The 26,652-nt window shown below is 68.5% G+C and carries 26 protein-coding genes; 16 read left to right on the top strand and 10 right to left on the bottom strand.

Translation table 11 applies throughout. The annotated features are described in order from the left end of the window. The first annotated feature begins 30 nt into the window (after positions 1–30). A complete protein-coding gene (locus BM150_RS24055) occupies positions 31–1,443 on the top strand; it encodes a hypothetical protein (RefSeq protein WP_175496728.1) in 1,413 nt (470 codons plus the stop codon). Between the two features lie 110 nt (positions 1,444–1,553). Here the strand turns inward: BM150_RS24055 and BM150_RS07770 are convergent, their stop codons facing one another. Next, complete coding sequence (locus tag BM150_RS07770) at positions 1,554–2,708, bottom strand: methyltransferase domain-containing protein (RefSeq protein WP_092925510.1); 1,155 nt, start codon at positions 2,706–2,708, stop codon at positions 1,554–1,556. Between the two features lie 793 nt (positions 2,709–3,501). Further along, positions 3,502–3,720 (bottom strand): hypothetical protein, encoded by a 219-nt coding sequence (locus tag BM150_RS07765; RefSeq protein ID WP_092925508.1) that lies wholly within the window; start codon positions 3,718–3,720, stop codon positions 3,502–3,504. Between the two features lie 127 nt (positions 3,721–3,847). Between BM150_RS07765 and BM150_RS07760 the strand changes: the two genes are divergently transcribed. The 4 genes from BM150_RS07760 (at position 3,848) to BM150_RS07745 (ending at position 6,841) form a co-directional block, all read left to right on the top strand. Beyond that, complete coding sequence (locus tag BM150_RS07760; protein WP_092925506.1) at positions 3,848–4,711, top strand: helix-turn-helix domain-containing protein; 864 nt, start codon at positions 3,848–3,850, stop codon at positions 4,709–4,711. After that, the gene (locus BM150_RS07755) at positions 4,695–4,886 is read left to right on the top strand and encodes a DUF397 domain-containing protein (protein ID WP_092925504.1); all 192 of its coding nucleotides are present in this window, start codon (positions 4,695–4,697) and stop codon (positions 4,884–4,886) included. Before BM150_RS07760 ends, BM150_RS07755 begins: the two co-directional genes overlap by 17 nt. Positions 4,887–5,091: 205 nt before the next feature. Beyond that, positions 5,092–5,892, top strand: coding sequence for an NUDIX hydrolase (locus BM150_RS07750; protein WP_092925502.1), 801 nt, complete (start codon positions 5,092–5,094; stop codon positions 5,890–5,892). Positions 5,893–5,983: 91 nt separating this feature from the next. Then, the gene (locus tag BM150_RS07745) at positions 5,984–6,841 is read left to right on the top strand and encodes an MBL fold metallo-hydrolase (RefSeq protein ID WP_217641446.1); all 858 of its coding nucleotides are present in this window, start codon (positions 5,984–5,986) and stop codon (positions 6,839–6,841) included. 164 nt (positions 6,842–7,005) lie between these two features. Here BM150_RS07745 and BM150_RS07740 read toward each other — a convergent pair whose 3' ends face one another. From BM150_RS07740 to BM150_RS07730, 3 genes are all read right to left on the bottom strand, one after another. Further along, entirely contained in the window at positions 7,006–8,250 is a 1,245-nt protein-coding gene (locus BM150_RS07740; RefSeq protein WP_245755342.1) for an MFS transporter, read from the bottom strand. Positions 8,251–9,005: 755 nt separating this feature from the next. Further along, positions 9,006–9,680 carry a Crp/Fnr family transcriptional regulator gene (locus tag BM150_RS07735; protein ID WP_092628218.1) on the bottom strand — a complete coding sequence of 225 codons (675 nt, stop codon included), beginning with the start codon at positions 9,678–9,680 and terminating at the stop codon, positions 9,006–9,008. A gap of 96 nt (positions 9,681–9,776) precedes the next feature. Beyond that, positions 9,777–10,031, bottom strand: a complete 255-nt coding sequence (locus BM150_RS07730; protein WP_019855884.1) for a hypothetical protein — start codon at positions 10,029–10,031, stop codon at positions 9,777–9,779. A 180-nt stretch (positions 10,032–10,211) separates the two neighbouring features. On the opposite strand from BM150_RS07730, the gene nth reads away from it, so the two are divergent. The 4 genes from nth (at position 10,212) to BM150_RS07710 (ending at position 13,827) form a co-directional block, all read left to right on the top strand. Next, positions 10,212–11,063, top strand: coding sequence for an endonuclease III (gene nth, locus BM150_RS07725; protein WP_245755341.1), 852 nt, complete (start codon positions 10,212–10,214; stop codon positions 11,061–11,063). Continuing rightward, entirely contained in the window at positions 11,060–11,713 is a 654-nt protein-coding gene (locus tag BM150_RS07720) for a TlpA family protein disulfide reductase (RefSeq protein ID WP_092925500.1), read from the top strand. Before nth ends, BM150_RS07720 begins: the two co-directional genes overlap by 4 nt. After that, entirely contained in the window at positions 11,710–12,420 is a 711-nt protein-coding gene (locus tag BM150_RS07715) for an NUDIX hydrolase (RefSeq protein WP_092925498.1), read from the top strand. The genes BM150_RS07720 and BM150_RS07715 overlap by 4 nt, the downstream gene beginning before the upstream one ends. A gap of 219 nt (positions 12,421–12,639) precedes the next feature. Then, positions 12,640–13,827 (top strand): MarP family serine protease, encoded by a 1,188-nt coding sequence (locus tag BM150_RS07710; protein WP_092925496.1) that lies wholly within the window; start codon positions 12,640–12,642, stop codon positions 13,825–13,827. Between the two features lie 84 nt (positions 13,828–13,911). Here BM150_RS07710 and BM150_RS07705 read toward each other — a convergent pair whose 3' ends face one another. The 3 genes from BM150_RS07705 to acs all read right to left on the bottom strand — a co-directional run bounded on the left by BM150_RS07705 (position 13,912) and on the right by acs (position 18,614). Beyond that, positions 13,912–14,418 carry a phage holin family protein gene (locus tag BM150_RS07705; RefSeq protein WP_245755340.1) on the bottom strand — a complete coding sequence of 169 codons (507 nt, stop codon included), beginning with the start codon at positions 14,416–14,418 and terminating at the stop codon, positions 13,912–13,914. A gap of 437 nt (positions 14,419–14,855) precedes the next feature. Beyond that, a complete protein-coding gene (gene nhaA, locus BM150_RS07700) occupies positions 14,856–16,079 on the bottom strand; it encodes a Na+/H+ antiporter NhaA (protein ID WP_092925494.1) in 1,224 nt (407 codons plus the stop codon). Positions 16,080–16,634: 555 nt separating this feature from the next. Next, positions 16,635–18,614 (bottom strand): acetate--CoA ligase, encoded by a 1,980-nt coding sequence (acs, locus tag BM150_RS07695; RefSeq protein WP_092925492.1) that lies wholly within the window; start codon positions 18,612–18,614, stop codon positions 16,635–16,637. A 614-nt stretch (positions 18,615–19,228) separates the two neighbouring features. Between acs and BM150_RS07690 the strand changes: the two genes are divergently transcribed. From BM150_RS07690 to BM150_RS07660, 7 genes are all read left to right on the top strand, one after another. Beyond that, positions 19,229–19,792 carry a DUF1697 domain-containing protein gene (locus BM150_RS07690; protein ID WP_092925490.1) on the top strand — a complete coding sequence of 188 codons (564 nt, stop codon included), beginning with the start codon at positions 19,229–19,231 and terminating at the stop codon, positions 19,790–19,792. A gap of 130 nt (positions 19,793–19,922) precedes the next feature. Then, complete coding sequence (locus BM150_RS07685) at positions 19,923–20,681, top strand: Fic family protein (protein WP_092925488.1); 759 nt, start codon at positions 19,923–19,925, stop codon at positions 20,679–20,681. Between the two features lie 43 nt (positions 20,682–20,724). Beyond that, entirely contained in the window at positions 20,725–21,651 is a 927-nt protein-coding gene (locus BM150_RS07680) for a nucleoside hydrolase (protein ID WP_092925486.1), read from the top strand. A gap of 97 nt (positions 21,652–21,748) precedes the next feature. Beyond that, on the top strand, positions 21,749–22,810 hold the full coding sequence (locus BM150_RS07675) for an NADH:flavin oxidoreductase/NADH oxidase (protein WP_092925484.1): 1,062 nt from the start codon (positions 21,749–21,751) through the stop codon (positions 22,808–22,810). A 222-nt stretch (positions 22,811–23,032) separates the two neighbouring features. Further along, a complete protein-coding gene (locus tag BM150_RS07670) occupies positions 23,033–23,794 on the top strand; it encodes an ATP-binding cassette domain-containing protein (RefSeq protein ID WP_245755360.1) in 762 nt (253 codons plus the stop codon). After that, positions 23,791–25,113: a hypothetical protein gene (locus tag BM150_RS07665; RefSeq protein WP_092925480.1), complete on the top strand. Its 1,323-nt coding sequence runs from the start codon at positions 23,791–23,793 to the stop codon at positions 25,111–25,113. Before BM150_RS07670 ends, BM150_RS07665 begins: the two co-directional genes overlap by 4 nt. Continuing rightward, positions 25,089–25,745: a hypothetical protein gene (locus tag BM150_RS07660; protein ID WP_139219470.1), complete on the top strand. Its 657-nt coding sequence runs from the start codon at positions 25,089–25,091 to the stop codon at positions 25,743–25,745. The genes BM150_RS07665 and BM150_RS07660 overlap by 25 nt, the downstream gene beginning before the upstream one ends. 189 nt (positions 25,746–25,934) lie before the next feature. Here BM150_RS07660 and BM150_RS07655 read toward each other — a convergent pair whose 3' ends face one another. Then, positions 25,935–26,138 carry a DUF1059 domain-containing protein gene (locus tag BM150_RS07655; RefSeq protein WP_092925476.1) on the bottom strand — a complete coding sequence of 68 codons (204 nt, stop codon included), beginning with the start codon at positions 26,136–26,138 and terminating at the stop codon, positions 25,935–25,937. 28 nt (positions 26,139–26,166) lie between these two features. Beyond that, positions 26,167–26,652 (bottom strand): Dps family protein, encoded by a 486-nt coding sequence (locus tag BM150_RS07650; protein ID WP_092925474.1) that lies wholly within the window; start codon positions 26,650–26,652, stop codon positions 26,167–26,169.

Here is a 26,652-nt window from a genome sequence, read left to right as displayed (position 1 = left end):
CATCTCGAACAGGCACCCAAGGAGAACCCCGTGGTGGACGTGGCGAACAGCACCGGCCCGGTCGACCGGCTGCACCAACTGCTGCTGGCACTGAGCGGCCGACTCGACGACGACGCGCTCAACACGGCACGCGAGTTCGCGGGGGCGGAGCAGCCGGACAGCGCCGCCGAGTTCGTCACCGGGGCACTGCTGGCGGGCGGGATCGCGGTGACCCGGGACGAGCAGCGCGAGCTGTCCTCGATCCTCGGGCGAACCAACTCCCGCAGCGGCCTGGCCGAACGGCTCACCGTGGACGTCACGGACGGTTCCGAGAAGCACCGGTTCACCGAACCGGAACGGGTGGAGGACGTCTCCGAGGCACTTCGGGCGGTCACCGCACGACTGCCGAACCTGCGCTCGCTTTGGTGCGCCGCACGTACCACGGCGGCGGGAGTCGCGGCGGGAGCGGTACCCCGCCGCGTGCTGCTGGCCGAGGTGGACGGCTCGACGGCGATCGGCCCCACCGACTACCAGCTGCTGCGGGCGCTGCACCGCAACGGGATCCAGTGCTCGGTGGAGGCGTTCGGCACCGGCGAGGAACTCCCCGACTACCACCGCGAAGCGCTGGCCGTGGCACACGAGGTGCGGCTGGACCACGCGCTCGGCACCCCGGCGGAGTCCACCCGGGGCGGCACCAGGCACAGGGAAGGGATCGAGGGCTTCACCGATCCGCTCTCCTATCGCGATCCGCTGGGCGAACCGTCGAGCGTGGAGCAGAGCGAGACCGGTGTGCTCGCCGACTCCCCCACTCTGGAGCCGGACCTGCCCTCGGTGGAGATGACCACGGAGTGGCCCGCCTCGGAATTCGGCAACTCGCTGAACGCGGACCTGTCGGACGACAGGGACCCGCTCGGGATCGGGTTCCCCGAGGCCGGCTATCGGGAGTCCGGTCGGGAATCCGGCTATCGGGACTCCAACCACGGGGATTCCGGCCATCGGCAGGAACGCTCCCTGCCGCCGGAGCCCGATCCGGAGGAGACCGGTTTCATCCTGCCCGAGCCCGCCCCGAGCACGAACCACGCGGATTCGTTCGGTTTCCCGGAACCCGGTGAGTACTCCGAGCCCGGCGACTTTCCGTCGCCCCCGGAGATCGCGACGTTCGAGCCCGCCCCGATCGAGAACGATCAACCCGCCGAACAGCACTCCGAGTCCCGCGAGGACGGCAACTCCAATCCCGCGGTTCCGGCCGCCGTGGACGCCAAACTCACCGACCGGGAGCGGAACCTGCTGCAGAAGCTGCACGAGGAGCTGGCGCACCGGGAGCAGGACAAGTCACCCGGCGACACCGGCAACTCCCACGAAGCGGTCGGAGCGGAACCACAGCAGGACCCCCGGACCACCACCGTTCCCGGGACCGGCAACTTCCCGCCCATCGGTTCGACCGGCCCCAACCAGCCGCGGTGAGCGCCACGTGGGGAATCGACCGGCACCGCTGACCTGATCGCGCACGGACTCGGTGCGCTGTCCGGCACGAGCGCGTTCTCCCGATCTCGGGAACCAACGGGTTCCGCTGGCTAGAGGAGCCAGTGGCTGGGGCTGTCGGGGTGGTCGATCCAGAGTCGTTGCTCGTGCTCGGTGGCGGTGATGCCGAGGCGGGTCCAGCCGGGTTTGCCGTGGGTCAGCCAGGTGCGGTGGGCGTGTTCCACGGGTTCCCACAGTGAAGTTGGTCCGGCTTCGGTGACCTCGTATCGGCCGCCACCGGAGGCGGTGAGGCCTATTTCGGCGGTGGAACCGTCCGGGGCGGTCATGGTGGCCACCGCCGGTTGGCCGGTGTTCGGGTCGAGGCGCATCCCGATCGTGACGCCGTCGGGGAGGCCGTGGAACTGAGCCAGCAGCCAGACCACGGTGTTGTCCCACCAGGGACTCGGTGGCGTCGTGGTGGTGCGGGTCCGTGGTTCGGCGTCTTCCGGGGTCGTCCGGGTAGTGGGCGGGTTCTGGTCGTGGGACTGGTGGCGCATACTCATGAACGCCGCCCAGCGGTCGGTGAAGCGTCCTTCCAGTCGGTCCGGATACCGGCGCAGCAGGACGAGGTTGCCCGCCTGGACGGTGGGTTTGACGTTGACGAGCGCGAATCCGCCGACGGTGAGTTGCTCGGCCCAGGACCACGGCACGCGGGACACCGAGCAGGTGGCGATGACGCGGTCGTAGGGCGCGTGCTCGGGCAGACCGTCCGCGCCGTCGCGGCAGGCCAGTTCGGGGTGGTACCCGAGGCCCGCCAGCCGGTCGCGGGCGTCATCGACCAGTTCCGGGGCGATGTCTACGGAGCACACGTTCCGGTCGCCGAGCCGGTGGCACAGCAGCGCGGTGGTGTATCCGGTCCCCGTACCGATGGCCAGCACCCGGTGCTCGTCGTCGATGTCGAGCGTTTCGAGCATGCGCACGATCAGATCCGGTTTGGTGCCGCTGGACAGCGGGTGATCTCGCTCGTCGAGCACGGTGACCAGCGTGGTGGGTGAGTAGGCCAGTTCGAGGCCCTTCCCCGAGTCGGTGGCGAGGTGGCGCCACGCGCCGCCGGTGTCCTGTTGGTACGCCTCGGGGACGAGCACGTGCCGGGGCACGGTGGCCACGGCTGTTTTCCACCGTGGGTCGGTGAGGTCGCCTCGGGTTTCGAGTTCGTCGGCGAGTCGTTCCGCTCGCCACGTCCAGTCGGCGTCGAGGTGGGTGGTCACGATCTCCCCTTCGTCAGCGGGTCGGTCAGGGCAGTGGCCCGGCGGGGACGGTTCGGCGACGACCGGGGCGGCGTCGCCGAACCGTGGTCGTGGGTGTGCTTCGCGATGGGTTGGATGCCCGGCCGGTGCCTTCGGGGGCAGGCACCGGCCGGGCGGGGACGGCCCAGTGCCGGACTTCGGGGGTGTCGACGGCACCGGACCGTGGCGCTACAGGGCGCGGAGCCCTGCCAGCACGCGGGCGAGTAACTCGCCGTGGGGAGAGTCGTCCGAGGCGGTAGCCTGGACGGGCCGACCAGGTAGGTTGCTGCTACCTGGTCGGCGCTTCGTCACCACCGACAGCGGCAACGTGCCGCGCCAGTGCGTGAACCGACCCGGCCCGAGGGCGGGCATGATCTCCGTCGGTGCCGCGTCGGCCCGCACCTCGTTCGAGGTGGTCCGGCCCGTCTCTTCCCGTGGCCGCTCGACGGTGAGCGCACCCGGCCCCGCGTGGGCATGGCGTGCTCCTCGTGGCTAGCGATGGCCGCGAGGCAGGTCCTCCTGGCGGAACGCGGCCGGTGACGGCTCAGGCATCGGAGTCCCCCTCGACGAGGGTGGTCCGCCCGGAGTCCGGAAGTTCCCCGGACGGCAGGGTCTCGGCGTGCTCCCGCAGGGCGGTGGCGAACTCCTCGAGCGCTTCGGCGGTGTCGCGGCACTGCTGGGGGGCTGTATCGACGCCAGCCCAGCGCGAAGGCCGCGTCGCTCATCAGCCACTCGCACCGCCGCGCCAGGGTGGCGATCTCCGCGTGCGGGCTGCTCATGAGAGCTCACTCGCCCGGATCGCGGAGTCCAGTACCGACCGCGGTTCCCGGGCCTGGTCGACCGTCCACCGCGTCCGGTTGTAGACGGTCGGGGTATCGATCTGGATCACGTTCGGCGTGTGCGGCGAGATCCACACCCGCAGCGCCCCCTCCCCGCCCTCGTGGCGACATCTCGCCCGCGCTCCCGGGTTCGTCACGTCGTGTTTCGGTGGCATTACTGTTAAGCCCCTTATTGATCCGTTCTATCGTTACGCGAAACAGAGTGCCGCTAATCGAAACTTTTATACAATCCCCTGAACGAGGGATCGTCCGAGATACACACGAGTGGTTATTGTTTGTTTCATGCGGCGAAACAGTGGAGGAACACCGAAAGCACGTGCACTTGGCGCAGAGCTGCGCGAAGTGCGGAGCAATGCAGGTTACAGCTTGCGGGATCTCGCCAAAGAACTCGAAGTGAGTCACGTGCGGCTTCAACGTTACGAATCCGGTGAAACAGTTCCCTCATCAGAATTCGTCGCCGCCTACGTGACAACATTGAGCGCACCCGCTCAAACACGAGAACACCTCACGAACATGGCCCGGGACGCGGACAAGCTCGACTGGCTATCGACCGCCACGTCCGGAGCCCGCAAGGAGCTGACGACACTGATCGAGTTCGAGCGCAATGCGAACCGAATCACCGAAGTCGCTACCGGTGTCATTCCCGGGCTGCTGCAAACCTCGGACTACGCACGGGCCGTAATGCAACATCTCTCGCTCGACGAGATCGAAACGATGGTGCTGATGCGCGTCGGCCGCCGCGAAATCCTCATGAAGCCGAAGGCGCCGAACTTGGTGTGCTTCATTTCCGAAGCCGCGCTGCTCGAATCCATCGGCGGCCACGCGGTCATGACCGAACAGCTTCGCCACGTCGTCAAAATGAGCGAATGGGACAACGTGGACGTGCGTGTGGTGCGTATCGGAACGACCTCGCTACACCCGGCGCACATGGGCTCGTTCATCCTGTTCGAGTTCCCGAAAGCTACACCGATCGTGCATATGGAGCACTATCACTCATCGGTGTCCCTGCACAATCCGGGCACCGCAAGGGCGTATCAGGATGCGGTTACTAACCTGCACGAAGTGGCGATGAGCCCCGAGGCGTCGGCAGAGTTCATCGCCAACTGTGCGGACGAAAAGGAGAACGACATTGACGATACACCCTGAAGGCTGGCGCAAATCGAGCCGATCGGGACAACGCACGAGCTGCGTCGAGGTCGGCCGCGTGGCCGACGGCGCGGCGGTGCGTGACACCAAGGACCGCTCCGCCGGATACTTCACCACCACCGGCACCCAGTGGACCACGTTCATCGACGCCGTGAAGTCCAACCGGTTCGACTGAGACCGGAGCTGAGACCGGAAAGCATCAGTTCGAACAGCAGGGCGCCTTCGGGGAGCGATTCAGAGCAACGCGTTCCCCGAGGGCGCTTTCGCGCCACCTGGGCCACCGTCAATTTCCCAAGAAATCGCCGGGCACGAGAGCGATCTACCGCCGATCGGGCCGTTACCGCAGACCGCACCGGCATCGGACCTCTAGAGTCGCTGTCATGCGACTGCCGGAAGAACTGACCCTGCCGGACGGCATGATCCCGGCGGAAACGACCGATCCACCGGTCACCCCGCGCGACGCGGCCACCGTGGTGCTGCTGCGGGACGGACCGACGGGTCCGGAAGCGTTCCTGCAACGCCGGGTGCGCGGCATGCCGTTCGCGGGCGGCATGACGGCGTTCCCGGGAGGCGGGGTGGACCCCCGCGACGAGGAGGCGTCGATCGCCTGGAACGGCCCGGAGCCGGAGCACTGGGCGCGGCGGCTCGGCTGCGGGACGGACCTGGCGCGCGCGCTGGTCTGCGCCGCCGTGCGGGAGACGTTCGAGGAAGCCGGTGTCCTGCTGGCGGGCGAGAGCCCCGGTCACGTGGTCACCGACACCGCGCGCTACGACGCCGAACGGCACGCCCTGGTCAGCAAGGAACTGTCGCTGGCCGAGATGCTGCGGAGTCACGGGCTGGTGCTGCGTGCCGACCTGCTGGTCCCGTGGTCGAACTGGGTCACTCCCGAGCTGGAGCCGCGGCGGTACGACACGCGCTTCTTCGTGACCACCGTCCCCGAGGGGCAGCGGGCGGACGCCCGCACCGGGGAGGCCGCCGAGGCCTACTGGCGCACCCCCGAGGACGCGCTGGCGGACTGGCGCGCCGGGCACAACGGGCTGCTGCCGCCCACGTGGGTGACGCTGTCCGAACTCGCGGAGCACGACGACGTCGCGGGTGCGCTGCGCGCCGAACGGAGTATCGACAAGGTCGTTCCCAAGATCGTGCGGCAGGACGGAGCATGGCGGGTGGTGCTGCCGTAAGGGTCCGATCAGGAGTCGTGAGACCCGCCGAAAGGCACCCCGGTCGGCCCGACCCCGGCCTCGGCCTCGGACGAGCAGGAAAGGACACGAGTTGACCTCGTCGACGTTGCGGCATCCCGCCCCCGGCACCCCGCGTCGGGTGCTCGACTTCGCGACCGTGCTGCTGGCGCGGAACCCGAACGCGATGACACTGGACGGCACGAACACCTGGCTGGTGGGTGCGCCCGAATCCGACGAACGGATAGTGATCGACCCCGGTCCCTCGGAACGGGAGCACCTGCGGAAGTTACGGGAGCAGGCCCGGATCACCGGGGTGCTGCTCACCCACCACCACCCCGATCACACCGAGGGCGTGGCGGAGTTCGCCGAGCTCACCGGCGCACCGGTGCGCGCGCTGGACCCGGAGCTGTGCGTGGCGGGCACCACGCCAGCGGAGGGATTCGGCTCGGGACCGCTGCGCGAGGGCGAGACGATCGACGCCGCGGGCGTGCGGCTGCGGGTCATGGCGACTCCCGGCCACACCGCGGACTCGCTGTGCCTGCACACCGAGCACGACGGCGTGGCGGCGCTGTTCTCCGGTGACAGCATCCTCGGTCGTGGGACGACGGTGGTCGCGGCAGAGGACGGTGACCTGGGCTCGTACCTGGAATCGCTGCGCAGGTTGACCGAACTCGCCGGGAGCACCTGGCTGCTTCCCGGGCACGGTCCGGAGCAACCGGACGCGCGGCAGGCCGCCGCGAACTACCTGGACCACCGGCGACAACGGCTGGACCAGGTGCGGGCGGCGCTGCGGAAGCTCGGCGGCAGCGGCGACCCGGGCGAGGTGGTGGACCCCGGCGAGGTGGTGGACATCGTCTACGCGGAGGTGGACCCGGCCGTGCGGCCCGCCGCCGAGAGCACCGTGCGGGCACAGCTGAACCACCTGCGCGAACTCGGCGAGCTCGACTGATCCGTGTCACCGACTCGGTCCAACCTCCGTTCGAATCTCGGATGCTCACCGGCGGAACCCACCGCTCGTTCCCGCTCCGGTGTCCCGAGCCCGGAGAACACTCCCACCTTCGCTCGCTCCGGTCGGGCACTCCCGCGCGGGAGCACCCGGCCGGAGCAGTCCGGTCAGCGGGTTTCGGCGAAGCTCGGCACCGGGCGTGGATCGTCCTCGGTGAGCAGGGTGCGGCGGCGGAACCAGAGCAGCGCACCGAGCACCAGCCCGATACCGCTGGCCACCAGGAAGGCCGTGGGCGGCGCGGCCATCTCCACGAGCTGTCCGCTCACGGACTGCCCGAAGGCAGAGCCCAGCGTCACCGCCGTGATGACCCAGCTGAACGCCTCGGTTGCCGTGCCGGGAGGCGCGGCACCCTCCAGCGCGACGGAGTGAGCGGTCGACTGCGGAGTTATCAGCGTGCCCGCCACCAGCAGTGCCACCGTCAGCCCGAGTAGGGTCTCCGGCAACGCCAGCAGCGCTATGAGCACCGCGAACACCGAGAGCAGCGCGGGCAGCCGCAGGTACATGGGTCGCGGCCAGGGACGCATCCCGTAGAGCACGCCGACCACGACCGAGCTCACGGACAGCACGCTGAGCAGCAGGCCGCCGAGCGCGGCGTGGCCCGCGCGTTCGGCGGCGGCCGGAACCGCGACCTCCACCATGCCCAGCAGCGCGCCGAACCCGAACGCCGCCAGCGCGACGGTGCGCATCCCGGGGGCGGCGAGCGCACCCAGGAGGGAGCCGACGGCGTCGGCACGGTCCACCGGTCGGTGTCGCCGGGCCGCCGGGGTGAGCGCGAATCCGGTGCTGCCCGTGACCATGCAGCACGCCCCGACGAGGAGTCCGGTACCGGCCCAGGGCATGTTGACCAGCAGGCCTGCTATGCCCGGCCCCAGGATGAAGAACACCTCCATGCTGATGGCCTCGTAGGAGTAGGCGGCGTCCCTGGTGCGGCCCGGCGGGAGCAGCCGGGTCCAGAGCGCCCGCGATGCGGGACCCGTCATCGGCTCGCTCAGTCCGACGGCCACGGCGAGCACGATCATCGGTACCGCTGCCCCGCCCAGCTCGACGGCCGCGATCTCGGCGGCGACGAAACCGGTGAACACCGCGGATACCACGAGCAGCGGCCGGGTGGGCCCCAGCCGATCCATGATCCGCCCCTGCACCACCGAACCGACGGCCACGCCCACGAGGTTGCCCGCCGAGACCAGTCCGGCCACGCCGAAGGAACCGGTCACTCGTTGCACATAGAGCAACAGGGCCAGTCCGATCATCGCAACGGGCAGCCTGGCGAGCAACGAGGTCAGTACGGGAGCGGCGGCACCTCTGGTACGCAGCGCCGCGCGGTAGTCGGCCAGTGAGACGGAGTGGGACACGCGTGCCAGTATCACGAAAGTGGTACGGCAGTACCACTGGTTTTCGCGTTATCCCGCTCACCATCCGACCGGCTACCCGGACGCGACACGAAACGAATTCGCAGGTCAGCCCGATCAAGTGGACCCGCCGAAAAAGAACCGAAAAATTCGGGACCGACACGCAACCCCGGGCGCTTCCGATACGTCTTCATGAGTGAAAGGGCTTGGCAAGACGGCTCGAATGGCGCAAGCTGAGAGTGTGCAACGCACGAGTGATCGTGAGAACACTCGGCGTAGCCATCGGGAACCGGTCGTCAGAGCCGCACCGCGGTCGACTCGACGGCGGGAGAACCGAAGAACAAGCCTTCGATGCGTTGGTTCGGGGCCGACCATCGAGGGATCGGGGAAAAAGCGTGGTTGGTCGGGGGACGGACCACGCGAGAAGAGGGAGCCGGAGCGCCGCGTCGGGGGTGGCGCCCGGTTCCTTCTTTTTGTGCGCACCGGTATGTGGGGGCCGTGCCGGATCAGGCTTCCCGAACAGTGGGAGCGTTGCGAACACTCCGGACACGCGGGGCACTCCGGACACGCGGGGCCGGCCCCCGCTCGGGGCCGGCCGTCCCACGTGAAGTACCGCTAGCACCGAAGGTGTGCGGACATGTTGATACGCACCGGCCGCTCCAACCGCGCCCGTCAGGCGCGAAGCAGTGGGCGGTCGGTGTGTCGCGGACGCCGAAACCGGCGTCGACTACGCGAGGTCCCGCTCTCCGCGAACGGAATCAGCGGGCACGGCGCGCCAGCCGCTCGGGATCGAGGATCAGCACGCTCTTGCCCTCGAGCCGCAGCCATCCGCGATGCGCGAAGTCGGCCAACGCCTTGTTGACGGTTTCCCGGGAAGCCCCGACGTACTGCGCGATCTCCTCCTGGGTCAGATCGTGCGTGACCCGCAGCAGACCGGACTCCTGGCTGCCGAAACGTTGCGCGAGCTGCAACAACGCCTTGGCGACCCGACCGGGGACGTCCGTGAAGATCAGATCAGCGAGCATGCCGTTCGTCCGGCGCAGCCTGCGGGCCACGACCCGGAGCAGCTGTTCGGCGATCTCCGGCCGAGTTCCGATCCACTGCCGCAGCGCACTGCGGTCCATGGTCAACGCCCGCACGTCGGTCACCGTCGTGGCGGTCGATGTCCGCGGTCCCGGATCGAAGATGGACAGCTCCCCGAACATGTCCGAGGGGCCCATGATCGCGAGCAGGTTCTCCCGACCGTCCGGGGATTTCCTGCCCAGCTTGACCTTGCCGGACTGGAGGATGTAGAGGCGATCCCCCGGCTCCCCCTCGGCGAAAATCACGTGTCCCCGCGAGAACTCCACCGGTTCCAGCGATTGCGTAAGTGCCTCCGCGGCGGCCGGCTCCACACCCTGGAAGATGCCGGCCCGCGACAGGGTCTCGTCCACCTCGTCCCTCCATGTTGAGACGCGGCGGCTGCTCTCGACACCGGCACCGTCACTCGATGCGGTACCGGCGTGTGCCGCCTATCACCACCGACCAGTCTACGACCGGTCACGCGAACGGCGGGTTCGTAGTCTGCCGGCGCGTCCCACCCTGCGAAGCTGGAACAGCTCCAGCGCACGTCCAATTCCCTGCCGGAACAGCGCCCGAACCTCGTCGGGCCGGGCGTTCTCCAGCAGCTCCTCCACCTCGTTCTCCTGCACCGCGACATGCCGAAGCCGGGCTTCGACACGCTCCATGAAGAGCGTGAAAAACATGATCACAAGCGGTACGACGATCACGAACCAGGCAGTCATTGTGACCCAATCTTCGCTCATCCGTCGGTGCGTTCCGCAACCGGGGTGCTTGACAGCGGCCCACGTCGTGGGAGCAGCTGCCGGACGCAACCGAATCTATCGGGCACCGGAATCACCGGACGTTCCCCTCCGCCGACCGGTTGGGGACCCGACGGGACTCGCGATCCGTAAGCTAGGGGGGTGTCCGAACCAGTTCCAGACCGCCCAGAGCACGACACCGAACCGAAGCGGAGGCGCACCGGCGAGACCCGGCTCGGCCTGGTGCGACGGGCACGCAGGATCATGCGTGCGCTCGCCGACGCCTATCCGGACGCGCACTGCGAGCTGAACTTCGAGACGCCGCTAGAGCTGACGGTGGCCACCATCCTGTCGGCGCAGTGCACCGACAAACGCGTCAACGAGGTCACGCCCGGGCTGTTCGCCCGCTACCCGACCGCGGCCGACTACGCCGGGGCCGACCGCGCCGAGCTGGAGGAGCTGATCCGCCCCACCGGCTTCTACCGCAACAAGGCCAACTCGCTGCTGGGCCTGGGAGCCGCACTGGTGGAGCGGCACGACGGCGAGGTGCCCGCCACGTTGCCCGAGCTGGTCAAGCTGCCGGGGATCGGCCGCAAGACCGCGAACGTGATCCTGGGCAACGCCTTCGACGTCCCGGGGCTGACGGTGGACACGCACTTCGGCAGGCTCGTCCGCCGGTGGGGTTGGACCACCGAGGAGGACCCGGTCAAGGTGGAGAGCGCGGTCGGCGAGCTCATCCCTCGCTCGGAGTGGACGATGCTCTCGCACCGGGTGATCTTCCACGGCCGACGGGTGTGCCACTCGCGCAAGCCTGCCTGCGGCGCCTGCCTGCTGGCCAAGGACTGCCCCTCGTACGGCACGGGTCCCACCGATCCGGGGACGGCCGCCGAACTCGTGAGCGGTTCGGAAGCCGACCGGCTGCTGCAGCTCGCGGGGGTGAGCACCGGTTCCACGACCGAAACCGCCACGGATGAGCGTGCCGGTGACCCGGCCGCACGGGAGTCGGCGGGATGACTCCGGAGCGCTCGAAACGGTTCCGGTTCGGCAGCGAACTCAGGTGGACCCTGATCGTGCTGACGGTGGCGGCGCTGGCCGTGGTCGCGCTGTGGCCACGGGATCGAACCCCGACGCCACCGGAGAGCCCCGCACCCACCGGCACGAACCGAACCACCGGTGACCTCGCGGCCCTGCGCGCGGACGCCGGGCTCCCCGGTTGCGAACCGACCGAGGGCGGCGAGCCGCCCCCGCGGCTGCGGGGAGCCGCGGGCAGCTGCCTGGGCGACGGTTCCCGGGCCGACCTGGGCGAGCTGACGGCCTCGGGAACCACCCTGATCAACGTCTGGGCGAGCTGGTGCGCGCCGTGCCGCGAGGAACTGCCCGCGCTGCGGGACTACGCCGAGCGGCAGGACGAAGTGCGCGTGCTCGGTGTGCAGGTACGCAGCACCCCCGAGAGCGGGCTGCGGCTGCTGCGCGAGCTCGACGTGCGGCTGCCGATGATCCACGACACGCGGGGAGAGCTCTCCCGTGGACTGCGGGTGCCGAAACCGCTTCCCGCCAGCTACCTCGTCACTCCTTCGGGAGAGGTCGAGCGAATGCCCGTCGAAGTGTTCGAGTCCGCGGACGAGGTCGCCTCGGCGGTACAGCGGAAACTGGAGGCGCGGTGAACGAGGAACACGGACCGCTGATCGAGCCGAACGAGTTACCGGCCTGGCTGCGGCCACTGGTGGAGCGCACCGCCGATGTGGACGCGAGTTCCCTGGGGTGGCTGCGTCCGCCCGATCGCGAGGACGTCCGCCCCGCCGCGGTGCTGATCCTGTTCGGCGAGGACCCCGGTCGGGACGGCGACCCCGACGTGCTGCTGCTGCGCCGCGCGGACAGCCTGAACTCGCATCCCGGACAGGTGGCCTTTCCCGGTGGTGCCACCGACGACGGGGACGAGGGACCGGTCGACACCGCACTGCGGGAGGCGATCGAGGAGGTCGGCGTGCTGCCCTCGGGAATCACCCCGGTCGCGACGCTGCCCGAGCTCTACCTCGCGCACAGTGCCTTCCGGGTGACCCCGGTACTGGCCCACTGGCACGATCCCGGTCCGGTCGAAGCGGTGGACCCGGCGGAAACTGCGGCCGTGGCACGCGTGCCGATCTCGATGCTGACGCGACCGGGCAACCGGCTCAACGTCCGCATCGGCGGCAGGACCACCCCGGCCTTCCTCGTACCGAGCATGCTGGTCTGGGGATTCACCGGCGGGCTGCTGGACGGCGTGCTCGACCTCGCGGGTTGGTCACGAGGGTGGAACCGTGGAGACGTGCGGGAACTGAGCGAAGCCTGGCAGGCCGCTGTCGACATCGACGATCCCGGGTTCGGACAATGATCCCGGTGCCGGTCTGGGAACCTTGGTTCCCCCGCACGCCGAACCGGCGGCCGATTCGGCGCGTCACCGACGGTGGAGGGCACTTCGGATAGCCGTCCCGTGCCTCCCCGTCCTGCCGCGCGTCCGAAACGACCACCGGGCTCCGGCCCACCGGGCCGGGCACCCGAACGGGAGACGAACTCGCGGACAACTTCCGAGGAACGAAAGCCGAGGTGACCGGTGAACTGGGTCGACTTGCTCGTGGTGGCGCTGGCGGTGCTGGCCGCCGCGTCCGGCGCGCGCCACGGCATGGTCACCGCGGCACTGTCGTTCATCGGAGTACTCGCCGGTGCGATCGTCGGGGTGCGCTCGGCACCGCTGCTGCTCGAACAGCTCGACAGCGCGGCTGCCCGAATCGGATTCGGGATCGGCATCGTCGTACTGCTCGTGGCGCTGGGCGAGACAGCGGGCATGTGGGCGGGCCACCAACTTCGGGAGCGGATCACCGGACACCGGAGACTGATCGGCGTCGACAACACGCTGGGTGCCCTGCTGCAGGGCGTGGCGGTGTTCGTGGTGGCCTGGCTGGTGGCGCTGCCACTGACCTCCGCCTCCGCGCTGCCGGGGCTCGCGGGCAGTGTCAGCAGGTCGAGCGTGCTGCGCACCGTGGACTCGATGATGCCGGACGCCGCGCGCGAGCTGCCGTCCGAACTGCGGGAGGTACTGGGGGTCAGCGGGTTCCCGGAGGCGCTGCAACCGTTCTCCCGCACACCGGTGGCCCGCATCGAGGCACCGAACCCGGCGCTGGCGCGCAGCGAGGTGGTGCGGGAGGTCCGTTCCAGCATCGTCAAGATACGCGGCAGGGCACCGGACTGCGGACGCGCACTGGAGGGGACCGGCTTCGTCGTGGCCCCGAACAGAGTGGTCACCAACGCCCACGTGGTCGCGGGCACCGACAGCGTGTTCGTGGAGATCGGACGGGGGCGCTTCGCGGCCAACGTGGTGCTCTTCGACGAGGAGGAGGACGTGGCCGTGCTGTCCGTTCCCGCGCTGGACGCGGAACCGATGGAGTTCGTCTCACAGCCCGCGAGCTCCGGCACGAACGTGATCGTGCTCGGTTACCCGCTGGACGGCCCCTACACCGCCTCGGCGGGCAGGGTCCGGGAGCGGATCGACCTGCGCGGACCGAACATCTACGGCGAGGACACGGTGACGCGCGATGTGTACACCGTGCGGGCCCAGGTGCAGAGCGGCAACTCCGGAGGTCCACTCATCAACCCGGACGGTGAAGTGGTCGGCCTGGTGTTCGGCGCCGCCGTCGACGACCCGAATACCGGGTTCGCGCTGACCGCGTCCGAGGTGGCCGACGAGGTGGCAGCGGCACCCACCCTGTCGTCGGAGGTGCCGACCGGTGTTTGCACCGAGTGACCCGGAGGGCCGCGCCGGGCCGCGGGGCGATCGCCCCGCGTGTGCGCCCGTCTCCGGACGGACACGGGCCACGCGCGGCGGACCTCACTCGGAGGGCTGGGGCCGCTCGGCGGAGTCCTGCGAGTGCCGGTGGCGCAGCTGCGCGGTCTCGCGCAACGAGTCCATCGTTCGCCTGGGGGCCGATATCTTGCGCACGCGCCGATAGCCGAACAGGGCCAGCACGATGGTCACCAGCAGCATGACCAGGAACACGATGCCGAAGGAGGCCCAGCGCCACAGTCCGAGCGCGTGGAGCCCCTCGGCGAGGGTGAAGAACAGGAAAAAGCTGCTGAAGGCCAGCACCGTCAGTGCCAGGACGAAGTAGACACTGCCCTTGAGGGCCTTGCGGGCCTCACTCGAGATCTCGGCCTTGGCCAGCTCCAGCTCGCCACGCACCAACGAGGACAGATGCGTGGCGACGTCCCGCCCCAGGGCGCCGATGGACTGCTCGCCTCCGGAACCGGTGCCCTCTTCGGACAGTGGAATCGAGGTCACGGCCGACTCGGCGGTGTTGCCGGCCCCGTCGTGTTGTTTGTTCTGGGAGCTGTTCACGCTCGTTATCGTGCCACGAGCGACCAACACCCACGCAGTGACGCGCCCTGCGGGACTGTGCTAGCTCGGTTTGCCTGGCGGTGCTGGTGGCGGAACCTCTGGCACGGCTCTCGCTGCGGGTCCGGCGACATCGGGTAGCGACCTACACAACGTCTCCGGCGTCCTCGCGAGAGCCGCACCGGAGAACCCGCGGCGGTACCGACTGCGTAAGTGGCCTGAGTTCATCTTGCGGGGTTGGCGGGAGCTCGGCCCGCGTCGAAGCGGCGCGGCGATTTCGCGAGAAATCGACGGAGCCGGAGCGCTCCCGCTGCTCGAGGGTGTCAATTTCGCGAGAAATCGACGCCCGCAGGAGCGCATCGCCGCACCGGCGCGGCGATTTCGCGAGAAATCGACGCCACCAGCATCGCCACGCGAAACGACTGGGAAAAACCAGAAGCTCAGGTCGTGTGCGTTGAGCTGTGCTGCTTGCGGAAGACCAGCATCAACGTGGCCACGATCGAGGCGAACGCGGAGGCGATCAGCACGGCTGCCTTGGCCCGATCGGCCGCCGCTCCCGCCAGCGAGAGATCGGCGATCAGCAGACTGACGGTGAAGCCGACACCACCCAGCATCGCCAGCGCGAACAGGTCATTCCAGGTTACCCCCTGCGGTGGACTGCCGAACCCGAGCTTGATGGCGACGAACGAGGTACCGAAGATCCCGATCAGCTTGCCGACCACCAGCCCGACCATGACCGCGATCGCGATCCGGTCCTGGAAGACGCTGCTGAGCGCGTCCAGCCCGACCGGAACACCGGCGGCGAACAGCGCGAACACGGGCACCACCAGGGCGGCCGACCACGGCTGCAACCGGTGTTCCAGCCGCATCGAGGGCGAGGCATGTTCGTAGGGATCGGGACGAACCCTGGTGAGCAGGCCGAGCGCCACACCGGCGATCGTGGCGTGCACTCCGCTGCTGTGCACCGCGACCCAGGTGGCCACAGCCAGCGGCACGTAGAGCCACGAGGTCCGAATGCGGCGGTGCTGGGCGTACCAGTAACCGACGCAGAGCAGCACCGCCACCAGCAGCGCGATCAGATTCATCCCGCTGGTGAACAGCACCGCGATGACGATGATGGCCCCCAGGTCGTCCACCACGGCGAGGCTGAGCAGAAAGACGCGGGCGGTGGTGGGCATGGCCGAGGCTGTCAGGGAGAGCACACCGAGCGCGAAGGCGATGTCGGTGGCCACCGGGATCGCCCACGCCTGGGCGGCGCCGGGCGCACCGTGTCCGATGGCGACAGCCAGCACGGCGGGCACGATCATGCCGCCGAGCGCGGCGAGCACCGGAAGCGTGGCCTTCTTGCGGTCGGCCAGGTCCCCCAGGACCAGCTCGCGCTTGAGCTCCAGTCCTGCCACGAAGAAGAAGATGACCAGCAGACCGTCCTTGGCCCACTCCCCCACGGTGAGGTCAAGGTGCAGGAAGTGCGGACCGATCGTGAAGTCACGAACCGCCGCGTAAAGGTGCGATGCCGGGGAGTTGGCGGCCACCAGCGCGATCACCGTGGCGGCGAGCATGAACATGCCACCGACGGTTTCGTTTCGCAGGTACGAACCGAAGTCGAACCCCCGAGCCTCCGGGGCGCCGGACCGTTGTGATCGGTTGCGCTGCGATTTCGCCACGGAGGTGCTCCTGAGATTGTTACGTCACGTACTCCACAATGACCGTTTTCCGGCTCGCCCCGCGGCTGAGCTTAACACGGGAAAAGGTCCGTTCCGCCCCATCGAGACCGGCATGGCGACGCCGGCGGGCCGGCGACGGGGCCGGGGGTTGCCAACCGAAGAAAAAGTTGTTAATCCACAACTGAACCCGCTGTGAACTGGGATTTCGGTGGATCGCTCCAATGCGGTCCCCTGGAGCAACCATTCGGGGGTAGGCGGATGAACATCCGGGATGTGAGAAAAATCGAGCGGCATCCGGGATCGCCTGTCGCGGAAGGCACTCCGGGGGCTCCACCCCGCTCGGCGACGCGAGCCCGAATCGGGACTAACCGCCCCGACGGCACTTATCGGACCCCGACGGAATCGGACCTGCCCTACCGCTCAGCCGCCGGCACGGCAGTGGCGCGGCGATTTCGTGGGAAATCGCCGCGCCACTGCGCCGGGGAACCCGGTGCGTGAGTCGGATGCATCGCGAGGCCGCGCCGCTACTCCGACCGAGCCGACGCGGTCCCGCTCTCAGTCGTCGCCGGACTTCATCCCGGCACTGATCTGATCCATGACGCTCGAATCGGCGAGGGTGGAGACGTCCCCGACCTGGCGGTTCTCCGCCACGTCGCGCAACAGCCTGCGCATGATCTTGCCGGACCGGGTCTTGGGCAGTTCGGAAACCACCATGATCTGCCGGGGTTTGGCGATGGGGCCGATCTCGTGCGCCACGTGCTCCCGCAGGGTGGAGATGGCCGTGTCGCCGCCCGCGTCCTCGCCACTGCCACCGCGCAGGATGACGAACGCGACGATGCCCTGGCCGGTGGTGGCGTCCTCGGCGCCCACCACGGCGGCCTCGGCGACCGTGGGGTGCGAGACCAGGGCGGACTCGACCTCGGTGGTGGAGATGCGGTGCCCGGAGACGTTCATGACGTCGTCCACCCGGCCCAGCAGCCAGATGTCGCCGTCGCTGTCGTACTTGGCGCCGTCACCGGCGAAGTAGTAGCCCTGCTCGGCGAACCGCGCCCAGTAGGTGTCCCTGAAGCGCTGGTCGTCGCCCCAGATACCGCGCAGCATGCCGGGCCAGGGCTTGTCGAGCACCAGCAGACCGCCTTCTCCCCTGCCGACCGGCGTGCCGCTCTCGTCGACCACGGTGGCCGACAGTCCGGGCAGCGGCTGCTGTGCGGAACCGGGCTTGGCCGAGGTCACACCGGGAAGCGGGGAGATCATGATGCCGCCGGTCTCGGTCTGCCACCAGGTGTCCACGATGGGCGTGCGGCCGCTCCCGATGTGCTCGCGGAACCAGGTCCACGCCTCGGGGTTGATCGGTTCGCCCACGGTTCCGAGCACCCGCAGGGTGGACAGGTCGTACTGCGCGGGGATCTCGGCTCCCCACTTCATGAAGGTACGGATCAGGGTCGGGGCCGTGTAGTAGGTGGTCACCCCGTACTTCTGCACGATCTCCCAGTGCCTGCCCTCGTGCGGGCTGTTGGGGGTGCCCTCGTAGATGACCTGGCTGGCGCCGTTGGCCAACGGCCCGTAGACGATGTAGGTGTGCCCGGTCACCCAGCCGATGTCGGCGGTGCACCAGTACACATCGGATTCCGGCTTGAGGTCGAACACCGTGTTGTGGGTGTAGGCGGCCTGCGTCAGGTAGCCACCCGAGGTGTGCAGGATGCCCTTGGGTTTTCCGGTGGTGCCCGAGGTGTAGAGGATGAACAGCGGGTGTTCGGAGTCGAACGACTCTGGTGTGTGCGTCGCGCTCTGCCGGTCGACCACGTCGTGCCACCAGAGGTCCCGGTCGTCGTCCCAGCCGACCTCGCTCGCGGTGCGGCGCACGACCAGCACGTGCTCGACGCTGGGGGTGTCGGTGACGGCCTCGTCGACGTTGGCCTTCAGCGGCGCCGCCGAACCGCGCCGGAACTGGCCGTCGCAGGTGATGACCACTTTGGCCTCGGCGTCGTTGATCCGGCTGCGCAACGCCTCCGAGGAGAACCCGCCGAAGACGACGCTGTGCAGGGCACCCAGTCGGGCGCAGGCGAGCATGGCGAACACTGCCTCGGGCAGCATCGGCAGGTAGATCGCGACGCGGTCCCCGGAGCCGACCCCGAGTTCGGTCAACGCGTTGGCGGTCCTGGAGACCTCGTCACGCAGCTCGGAGTAGGTGATCCTGCGCGAGTCGCCGGGTTCGCCCTCCCAGTAGATCGCCACGCGGTCGCCGTTGCCCGCTTCGACGTGCCGGTCCACGCAGTTGTGGGCGACGTTGAGCCTGCCTCCGACGAACCACTTCGCGAAGGGGGCGTTCGACCAGTCCAGCACCTGGTCCCAATCGGAGTCCCACTGTAAGCGACGGGCCTGCTCCGCCCAGAAGCCCAGCCGATCCTCGGCTGCCCGGTCGTAGAGTTCGGCGGTGGCGTTCGCCTGCGCCGCGAAGTCCGCTGCGGGTGGGAACGTCCTGTTCTCCTCGAGCAGGTTGTCCAACGTGTTGCTCTGCCCGTCGGGCTGACTCATCGGTGTCGAACCTCCGTCGCTGCTGCTACAGCTCTGTCTGTAGCCGAACCGTAGTGGGATTCGGCTTAATTCGATAGAGGGAATCGAGCAAAGGTTGAGACCAATTTTTCCGGGGGGATCCAGTCTCCCCGGAGACGTTCCTCGAAAGACCGGGGCGGCATCGCCTCCGCGTGTCGATCCTAAGCCGCACGAATGCGAAACGCACTACATCAGTCGCACGTGAACGGCACCGATCATCCGCTGTCGCCACGATTCTGGCCGCTGTGACGGCAACTGTGAATACCCCGCACGAGTAGCGCACGAGCGCGTGATCCCCTTCGGCCTAGCCACGCACGGCGAACCGGAACCCCCTGAAACGGACGTCACCGAGTGATACATGCTCACTCGGAACAATTACCCACGTTCAGGTGAGTATGCCCGGAGAAGAGCAAGACGAGAACACTGCTCGTGCACCGCTGTCGCGCCCCGTCCGAACTTCCACGACACTCGTCGGATCCCGGTGGAGCCCGGATCCCGGTGGAGCCACGTAACTCACCGTGAAATCGCGGAACTCCCCGTAGGCACACGGACCTCGAAGCCCCGGCGAAGTCGGCCCCTCGGGATACGGTGCGAGCGTGAGCACCACCGGAACGAACACCCGCTACGTCGCGCTGTTGCGCGGTGTGAACGTCGGCGGGCGAACCAGGGTCGACATGGCGGGACTGCGGGAACTCGCCCTGGAGCTGGGCCTCGAGGAAGTGCGCAGCCACCTCAACAGCGGCAACCTCGTGTTCAGCCACGACTCGGGCGACGAATCGGCCCTGGGCGAACTGCTGGAACGCGGGATCGAACGACGGTTCGGGGCGCACGTGTCGTGCCTGGTCCGCGAAGCCGGCTATCTGCGGGAGGTCGTGGCGGGCAATCCCTTCCCGGAGGCCGCGGGACACGGAAAACTCCTGCACGCGAGCTTCCTGTCCCATCGGCTTCCGGAGGAACGGACAACCACGATCGACCCGGCGGGCTTCCACCCCGAGCGGTTCCGGCTCGGCGACCGGGTGATCTACATGTACCTTCCGGACGGCATCGGCAGATCCGGGCTCGCCGACGCCCTGACCCGGCCGGCCGTGTTGGGGAACACCGTCGCGACCACCCGGAACTGGAACACGGTGTCGAAGCTGCTCGAACTGGTGGGCTCATAGCGCGCGACAGTGCACGGGCCCGTCTGCCGGGGACTCGTGCCGGGACGAGTTCCTCTTATCGAAGGCCGCTGGTGAGCAGCGGCACGGAGGGGTACGGCGTCGTCCGAACGGACGGGTAGCGTCTGGACCCGTGAACGCGCAGGAATCGCTACGTCCGCTGGTGGGGCTCCCTGGTGTGTCGGAGGCCGTCGACGCGGCGAGGGCCGCGATCGACGAGGTCCACGAACACCCGACGAACCGCAGGGGTTGGGCGACCACGGCGGCGGAGGCTTCGGTGCGTGCGGCGCGTGCCTCCGCGGCGGTGGCCGGTGGAGCCACCGAGATCCCCGAGGGCGGCGAGGTCACCGATCCGCTGCTGGCGGGCTCACTGCGGGTGGCGGAAGCCCTGGGGCCGCTGTTGCCGACCTGGCAACGCGCACCGCTGCAGGCCCTGGCCCGGCTGCACGTGCTGGCCGCGGCCGATCTCGTGGGGGTGGACGAGCAGGAACGCCTCGGGCGTCCGCGCGCCGACCCGGAGGTCTCGACACGGCTGGACCTGCTGGCCAGGATGATCACCGAGCTCGGCGGGCAGGCGCAGGGCACCGTGCCCGGTCCGGTGCAGGCCGCCGTGGTGCACGGGGAACTGCTGGCGCTGGCCCCCTTCGGTGAGGTCGACGGGGTGATCGCGCGAGCGGCGGCGCGCCTGACCGTGATCGGCAGCGGCCTGGACCCCAAGGGACTCGTCGTCCCGGAAGTGGCCCATTTTCGCAGGCAGCAGGAGTATGCTTCGGCCGCGGCGGGGTTCGCCTCGGGTGAGAGCGATGGCGTGACCGCCTGGATCGTGTACTGCTGCCGCTCGTTGGAGACCGGTTCCAAGGAGGCGAAGTCGATCGCCGACTCCGTCGGGTGATCCGGGGTGGCGAAGTCGTACCAGGAGACGAAGGGTTGAGAGGTTGAAACGGGTCCTGCTGGACTGCGATCCCGGCATCGACGACGCGCTGGCGATAGCCCTGGCGCACGGTTCGCCCGGGCTGGAGGTCGCGGGGATAACCACGGTGGCGGGCAACGTGGGGCTGGAGCACACCACGCCGAACGCGCTGAGCCTGACCGAGTTCTACGGCATGGACGTGCCGGTGGCTCGCGGTGCCGACCGACCGCTGCTGCGCGCGCCGGACACGGCCTCCACCGTGCACGGTGCCACCGGCCTGGGCGACGTGGTGCTGCCCACGGCGAAGTCCGAGCCTGATACGCGGCACGCGGTGGACTTCATCATCGACACGGTCGCGGCGTCCCCCGGCGAGATCAGCCTGGTGGCCGTGGGGCCGCTGACCAACGTCGCACTGGCGCTGCGCAAGGAACCCAGGCTGGCCGAGTGGGTGCGCGAGTTCGTCGTCATGGGTGGTTCCTACACGCGTGGCAACCTCACCCCGGCGGCCGAGTTCAACATCGGGGCCGACCCGGAGGCGGCCGGCGTGGTCTTCGACGCGCCGTGGGAGCCGGTGATGTTCGGGCTCGACCTGACGCACCAGGCGAGGGCGACCGCCGAGGTCAGGCAACGCTTCGTCGGGCTGGGGAAGTTGCAGGAGGAACTGCTCTCCCCCTGCCTGGACTTCTACGGCAGCAATCGGCAGTACCGGGACGAGGGGCCCGCCATCCACGACGCGTGCGCGGTGGCGCACGTGATCGCGCCGGAACTGTTCACCACGGTGCGCGCCCGGGTGGATGTGGAGACCTCCGGTCGGTTCACCTCGGGGATGACGGTCACCGACTTCGCCCCGGAAGCCGACCACAACGCGCTGGTGGCCACCGCGCTCGACCAGCGTGCTTTCTGGGACCTGCTCACCGAGGCGTTCGGACGTGTGGCGAGCTCGATGCCGTGAGCCCGGAACGGCCTGAGCCCGGCGCGGTTCCGGAGTGACGAGGACGACACGGGCGACGTAGCGGAATACTCCGTTCCGTCGTGCTGTCCCAACAGTCGTGAGCATGCTGTTCGAACCGATCAAGTTCCGCGACATCGAAATCAGGAACCGCGCCTGGGTCGCCCCCATGTGTCAGTACTCGGCCACCGAAGGTGTCCCGAACGACTGGCACCTGGTTCATCTGGGGCAGTTCGCCACCGGAGGGGCCGGGCTGGTGTTGAGCGAGGCGACCGCCGTGGTCCCGGAAGGCAGGATCAGCCCCGCCGACACCGGCCTGTACAACGACGAACAGGTCGCCGCGTGGCGCAGGATCACCGACTTCCTGCGTGCGCAGGGCGCCACGCCGGGCGTGCAACTGGCCCACGCCGGTCGCAAGGCCTCGGCGAACGCTCCCTGGAACGGCGACGACGCCGTGCCCGAAGCGGCGGGCGGATGGCCGACGGTGAGTTCCACCGACCGGGCGTTCGGTGAGCTGGCCGCGCCGCGCGCGCTGCGCACCGAGGAGGTCGCGGCGCTGCCCGCCGACTTCGCCGCCGCGGCCCGGCGGGCCGACGAGGCGGGCTTCGACGTGATCGAGCTGCACTTCGCGCACGGCTACCTGGTGCACCAGTTCTGCTCCCCGCTGGCCAACGACCGCGCCGACGAGTACGGCGGCGACTTCGAGGGCAGGACACGGCTGGCGCTGGAGATCGCCGAGGCGGTACGCGCGGTGTGGCCCGCGGGCAAACCGCTGTTCGCCCGGCTCTCGGCCACCGACTGGGTCGAGGGCGGTTGGACCGGCGACGACTCGGTGCGGCTGGCCGAGCTGCTGGCCGAGCGCGGCGTGGACCTGATCGACGCGTCCTCGGGCGGAATCGAACCCGGGGTTTCCATCCCGGTCGGGCCCGGTTTCCAGGTGCCCTACGCGCGCCGGATCCGCCAGGAGGGGAAGGTATCCACCGGGGCCGTGGGGATGATCACTTCCCCGGAGCAGGCCGAGGAGATCGTGGCCTCGGGCTCGGCCGACGCGGTGCTGCTCGCGCGCGAACTGCTGCGCAACCCGCACTGGCCGCTGCACGCGGCCGACCGGCTGCGGGCCGACTCGCCCTGGCCGAAGCAGTACGAGCGGGCGGCGCGCTGACCGCCACCCCACCGGCCGGACACCGGCACGATGCCGGAGCGGTGCCTCGTACATTTCTCGCGAAATGTACGAGGCACCGCTTCGAACATCAGTCGGTAGCGGTGGAGCTCCGTTCGTCCTTGAGCGAACCACGAATCATCTCGCGGCGGTTCTCGCTGTCCTCGTGACACACTCGGACCGCCGGGGTGATCAACAGATTCAAAGGGGCTGTACCGCTTGGACGTGGAGCTGGACCGGGTGACTTTCCGGTACGGACGGCACACCGCGTTGCACGACGTCTCGTGGACCTTCGGGAAGGGAGTCAACGGCTTACTGGGGCCGAACGGCGCCGGTAAGACGACTTTGCTCTCGCTGCTCACCACCGTTTCCCTTCCTTCCGAAGGACGAATACTGCTGAGCGGGAACGACTTGGGCACCTCGCAGGGCCGCACGGCAGCGCGAAAACTGCTCGGTTACGTCCCACAGCGGTTCTCGCTCGCCTCCGAGATGCGGACCCGTGACACGGTCGCCTACGCGGGATGGATCAACGGTCTGCCCGACGCGGAATGTCTACCCGCCGCGGAACGCGCTCTGGAATCGGTATCGCTGTCCGAATACGCACACCTACGGGTACGAAAGCTCTCCGGCGGCCAACGGCAACGTCTCGGTCTCGCGGCCGCTTTGGTGCACGATCCATCTGTCCTCGTGCTGGACGAACCCACAGTGGGCCTGGATCCGGGACAGCGACTACGGCTGCGGGAGCTGCTCGGCGAACTCGGCGAGCAACGAACCGTCCTGCTGTCCAGCCATCTGCTCGAGGACATCGCGCAACTGTGCGGGACCGTCGCCGTTCTCGCCGCGGGACGCCTCGCTTTCGCGGGCGGTAACGAGGAGTTCCACGGACTCCTGGAAGCCAACGCCCCGGAGTCGACCTCATCGGCATTGGGTTCCCCGTTCGAACGTGCCTATGACGCGCTGGTGAACAGCCTGGGGGTGTCCGAATGATCCGCCCCTCCCGCTGGCCACTGGGTTCGCTGCCGCTACTGCTGCCGGCGATATCGATCACCCTGGCGGTGTTCTCACAAACATTGGAGATGTTTTCCTGGCCTTACCAGGTGTGGGCGCGCACCTCGCAGCAATTCGTCTCCGAACCGTTGATCTTCGCGGTACCGCTCAGCGCCGCTGCCGCGGCCTACGCCGCGGGACGTCTGACCGGTCCGGACCGGATCACCAATCTGGCCAGCTCGCTCCGCAGCGGCGCACCGATCGCGATCCGCCAGCTCGGTTTGCTCGGTGGTGTTTTCACCGGCAGCTACGTATTGGGCATGGTCCCGCTGGTGGTGCTGACGACTCTGACAGCTCATGCGGGAGGTCCTGGCCCGCTCCCAGTACTCACCGGCCTGTTGAGCGTGTTCACCGCCACCGCGGTCGGGTACTTCGCCGGTGTGCTGGCGACCACAGCGTGGGTCAGCCCGTTGATATTGGTGCTCGGTTTTCTGGCGATCCAGCTCAACATGGCCAGCTCGGGTAATTTCCGCGCGATCGTCCCGGTCACGTACGACGGCGCGGGGGTGGGACAGACCGCCAATCTGTCCGTTGTCGGCTACCGCCTGGCGTTCCTGTTGCTGGTCACGACCGCAACAAGCCTCATGGCCTCCCGCGCACTGGCACGCTCACGCCGATGGAAGATCCCGTCCTGGAGCACGGGGGGACTGATCGTGCTGGTGCTCGCGATGTTGCTGGCGCCGCTCGGCACTGATCCCCGACTCGCCGAAGCGGCTTCCGAACCACCACGAACCTGCCGGACCGAGGCGGGGGTCCGCTACTGCGTACATCAGGCCCACCAGCCGGAGCTCGACGAATTGATCGCTGCCGCTGAACCGGTATATCAGGCCTACGGCAACGTGCCCACGCACGGTGAACAAGTCTGGGACAGTGCGCTGCTGGGCGGATCCCGGGCTGACTCGAGACCCGATGGCATCGTGGGTGTCGGAATCAGAGTCCGCACTGATATGGCCGGCTCTAAGAGGAGCCTGCAACGGCAGATCGCTTACGGGCTGGCCGGTTCCCCCGCCTGCGCGGTTCGGTTCCCCGAGCGTGCCCAACCCGACATGGCTCGTACCGTGCTCGAATCCCGACACCCGGCGGACATCGCCACTGAGCTGTCCTACTGGCTGGCGGGCCGTGCCGAACAGACCAGCGGCTTGCGCCCTAGGATCTCCGACATTCCGGCTTTCGGCACTGCCTCGAAGCAGGAGGTCCGAACCTGGCTCGCCGCTCACGAACGGCGAATCACCGAATGCGCGCTGGACAGCAGACCATGACGACATTACGGCTTGTCCTGCTCGCGCGACGGGTACCTATGCTCCTGCTGCTCGTCGTCGCCGTAACAGGCGTGTCATATGCGTTCTACCGCACTGCCATCAACGTCGATCTCGGTGTGAATCCGTTCGCCCGCCCGCACAAGATCCCCACTCCTGAACTGATCGCCGTGGTCACAGGCGTACTGGCGAGCGCGATACTGCGACCACGCTGTTGGGAGTGGGAGCGGCTGGGTGGAATCAGGGTCAGACTGCTCGCTGTCGTGCTGGCCGCGACGGCCATCGCACTGCCGGTGCTACCCGCACTCGTCGGAAAGCACACGATGCCCGCCGGAGTCGACCTCTGGTGGATACTGCCGAACACGCTCACGATGGGCGGGTTCACGCTGCTGCTGTCGGCGTTGCTGGGCCCCCCGCTCGGCGGGGCTGTGAGTATCGCCGGATACTTCGCCCTGGCGCTCACCGACAATCTGTTCCCCAACGTCGAACCATATCTTCCCCTGGCGATGTACCCGGCGCAGCACGGAAAGTGGGTTCCCGCCCTGTGTCTGGTGCCCACCGCGTTGGCTGTGCACTTCGTAACTCGAGGACTCAGCTCCTGGGCATACCGGCTCGAACGCAACAGCGGAACGTGAGCGGGCATCAGGAACAGCCGACGGGAAGGTACCGGACCGTTTCCTCCGCTCTCGAAATCGAGAACTGGGCGGTGGCGTCGCGTGTACGGGAGCTCCGCACAGCGACGCCACCGCCCGTCCCCTACCGGATCCGTGCGGGATTCCGGCCCCTCCCCAGGGGTGTTCGCGGGCTCGGCGCCGCTCCGGACGTCAGCCGGTGGCGGTGGAGCTCCGTTCGTCCTTGAGCGAACCGCGAATCATCTCGCGGAGGTCCTCGCTGTCCTCGTGGCCGTGCACCGAGACCGCGTGCTCGGCCGCGGCCCGCACCACCTCGTTCTCCTCACCGGTGATCGTCAGCGTGCAGTTCATGACGCTGGGGGTTTCCCTGCAATCGGCGATCTTTCGCACCGTCATCGCCTCCACACTCGATGTGTGACGGAAATCAGCTACCCGAGAGCTTGGCCTGCCACATCCAGTGCGCCTCCTCCAACTTGGCGGCGACCGAGATCAGCAGGTCCTGCGTTACCAGGTCGGTCTTGTCGGTCTCGTCGATCCGCGCGCGCAACCGCCTGATCAACTTCCCGAGGATCTCGACGATCGCCGCGATCACTTCGTGGTCCTGGCGCCAACCCGAGTCGAACTCCGGCACGCCCGAGCTCTCGGCCACGGTGCCCGCCCGCGCGTCGGGTGGGACGCCGATCGTCGCCGCACGTTCGGCGACGCTGTCGGCGAACTCCCTGGCGTTGCTGACCAGCTCGTCCAGCTGCAGATGAACACTGCGGAAATCGCCGCCCACCACGTTCCAATGCGCCTGTTTGGCAACCAGATGCAGGTCGACGAGGTCAACCAGGGTGGCCTGGAGAGACTTGGCGGTGATATCGCGCTCGGCTTCGGCCAACGGACTGGTGATCGGACCCTTCTCGGCCAT

Origin of the sequence: Actinopolyspora alba, assembly GCF_900112765.1 — a bacterium.
In the GTDB taxonomy this organism is placed as follows: Bacteria; Actinomycetota; Actinomycetes; order Mycobacteriales; family Pseudonocardiaceae; genus Actinopolyspora; species Actinopolyspora alba.
This window is presented reverse-complemented; position numbering and strand designations above follow the sequence as displayed.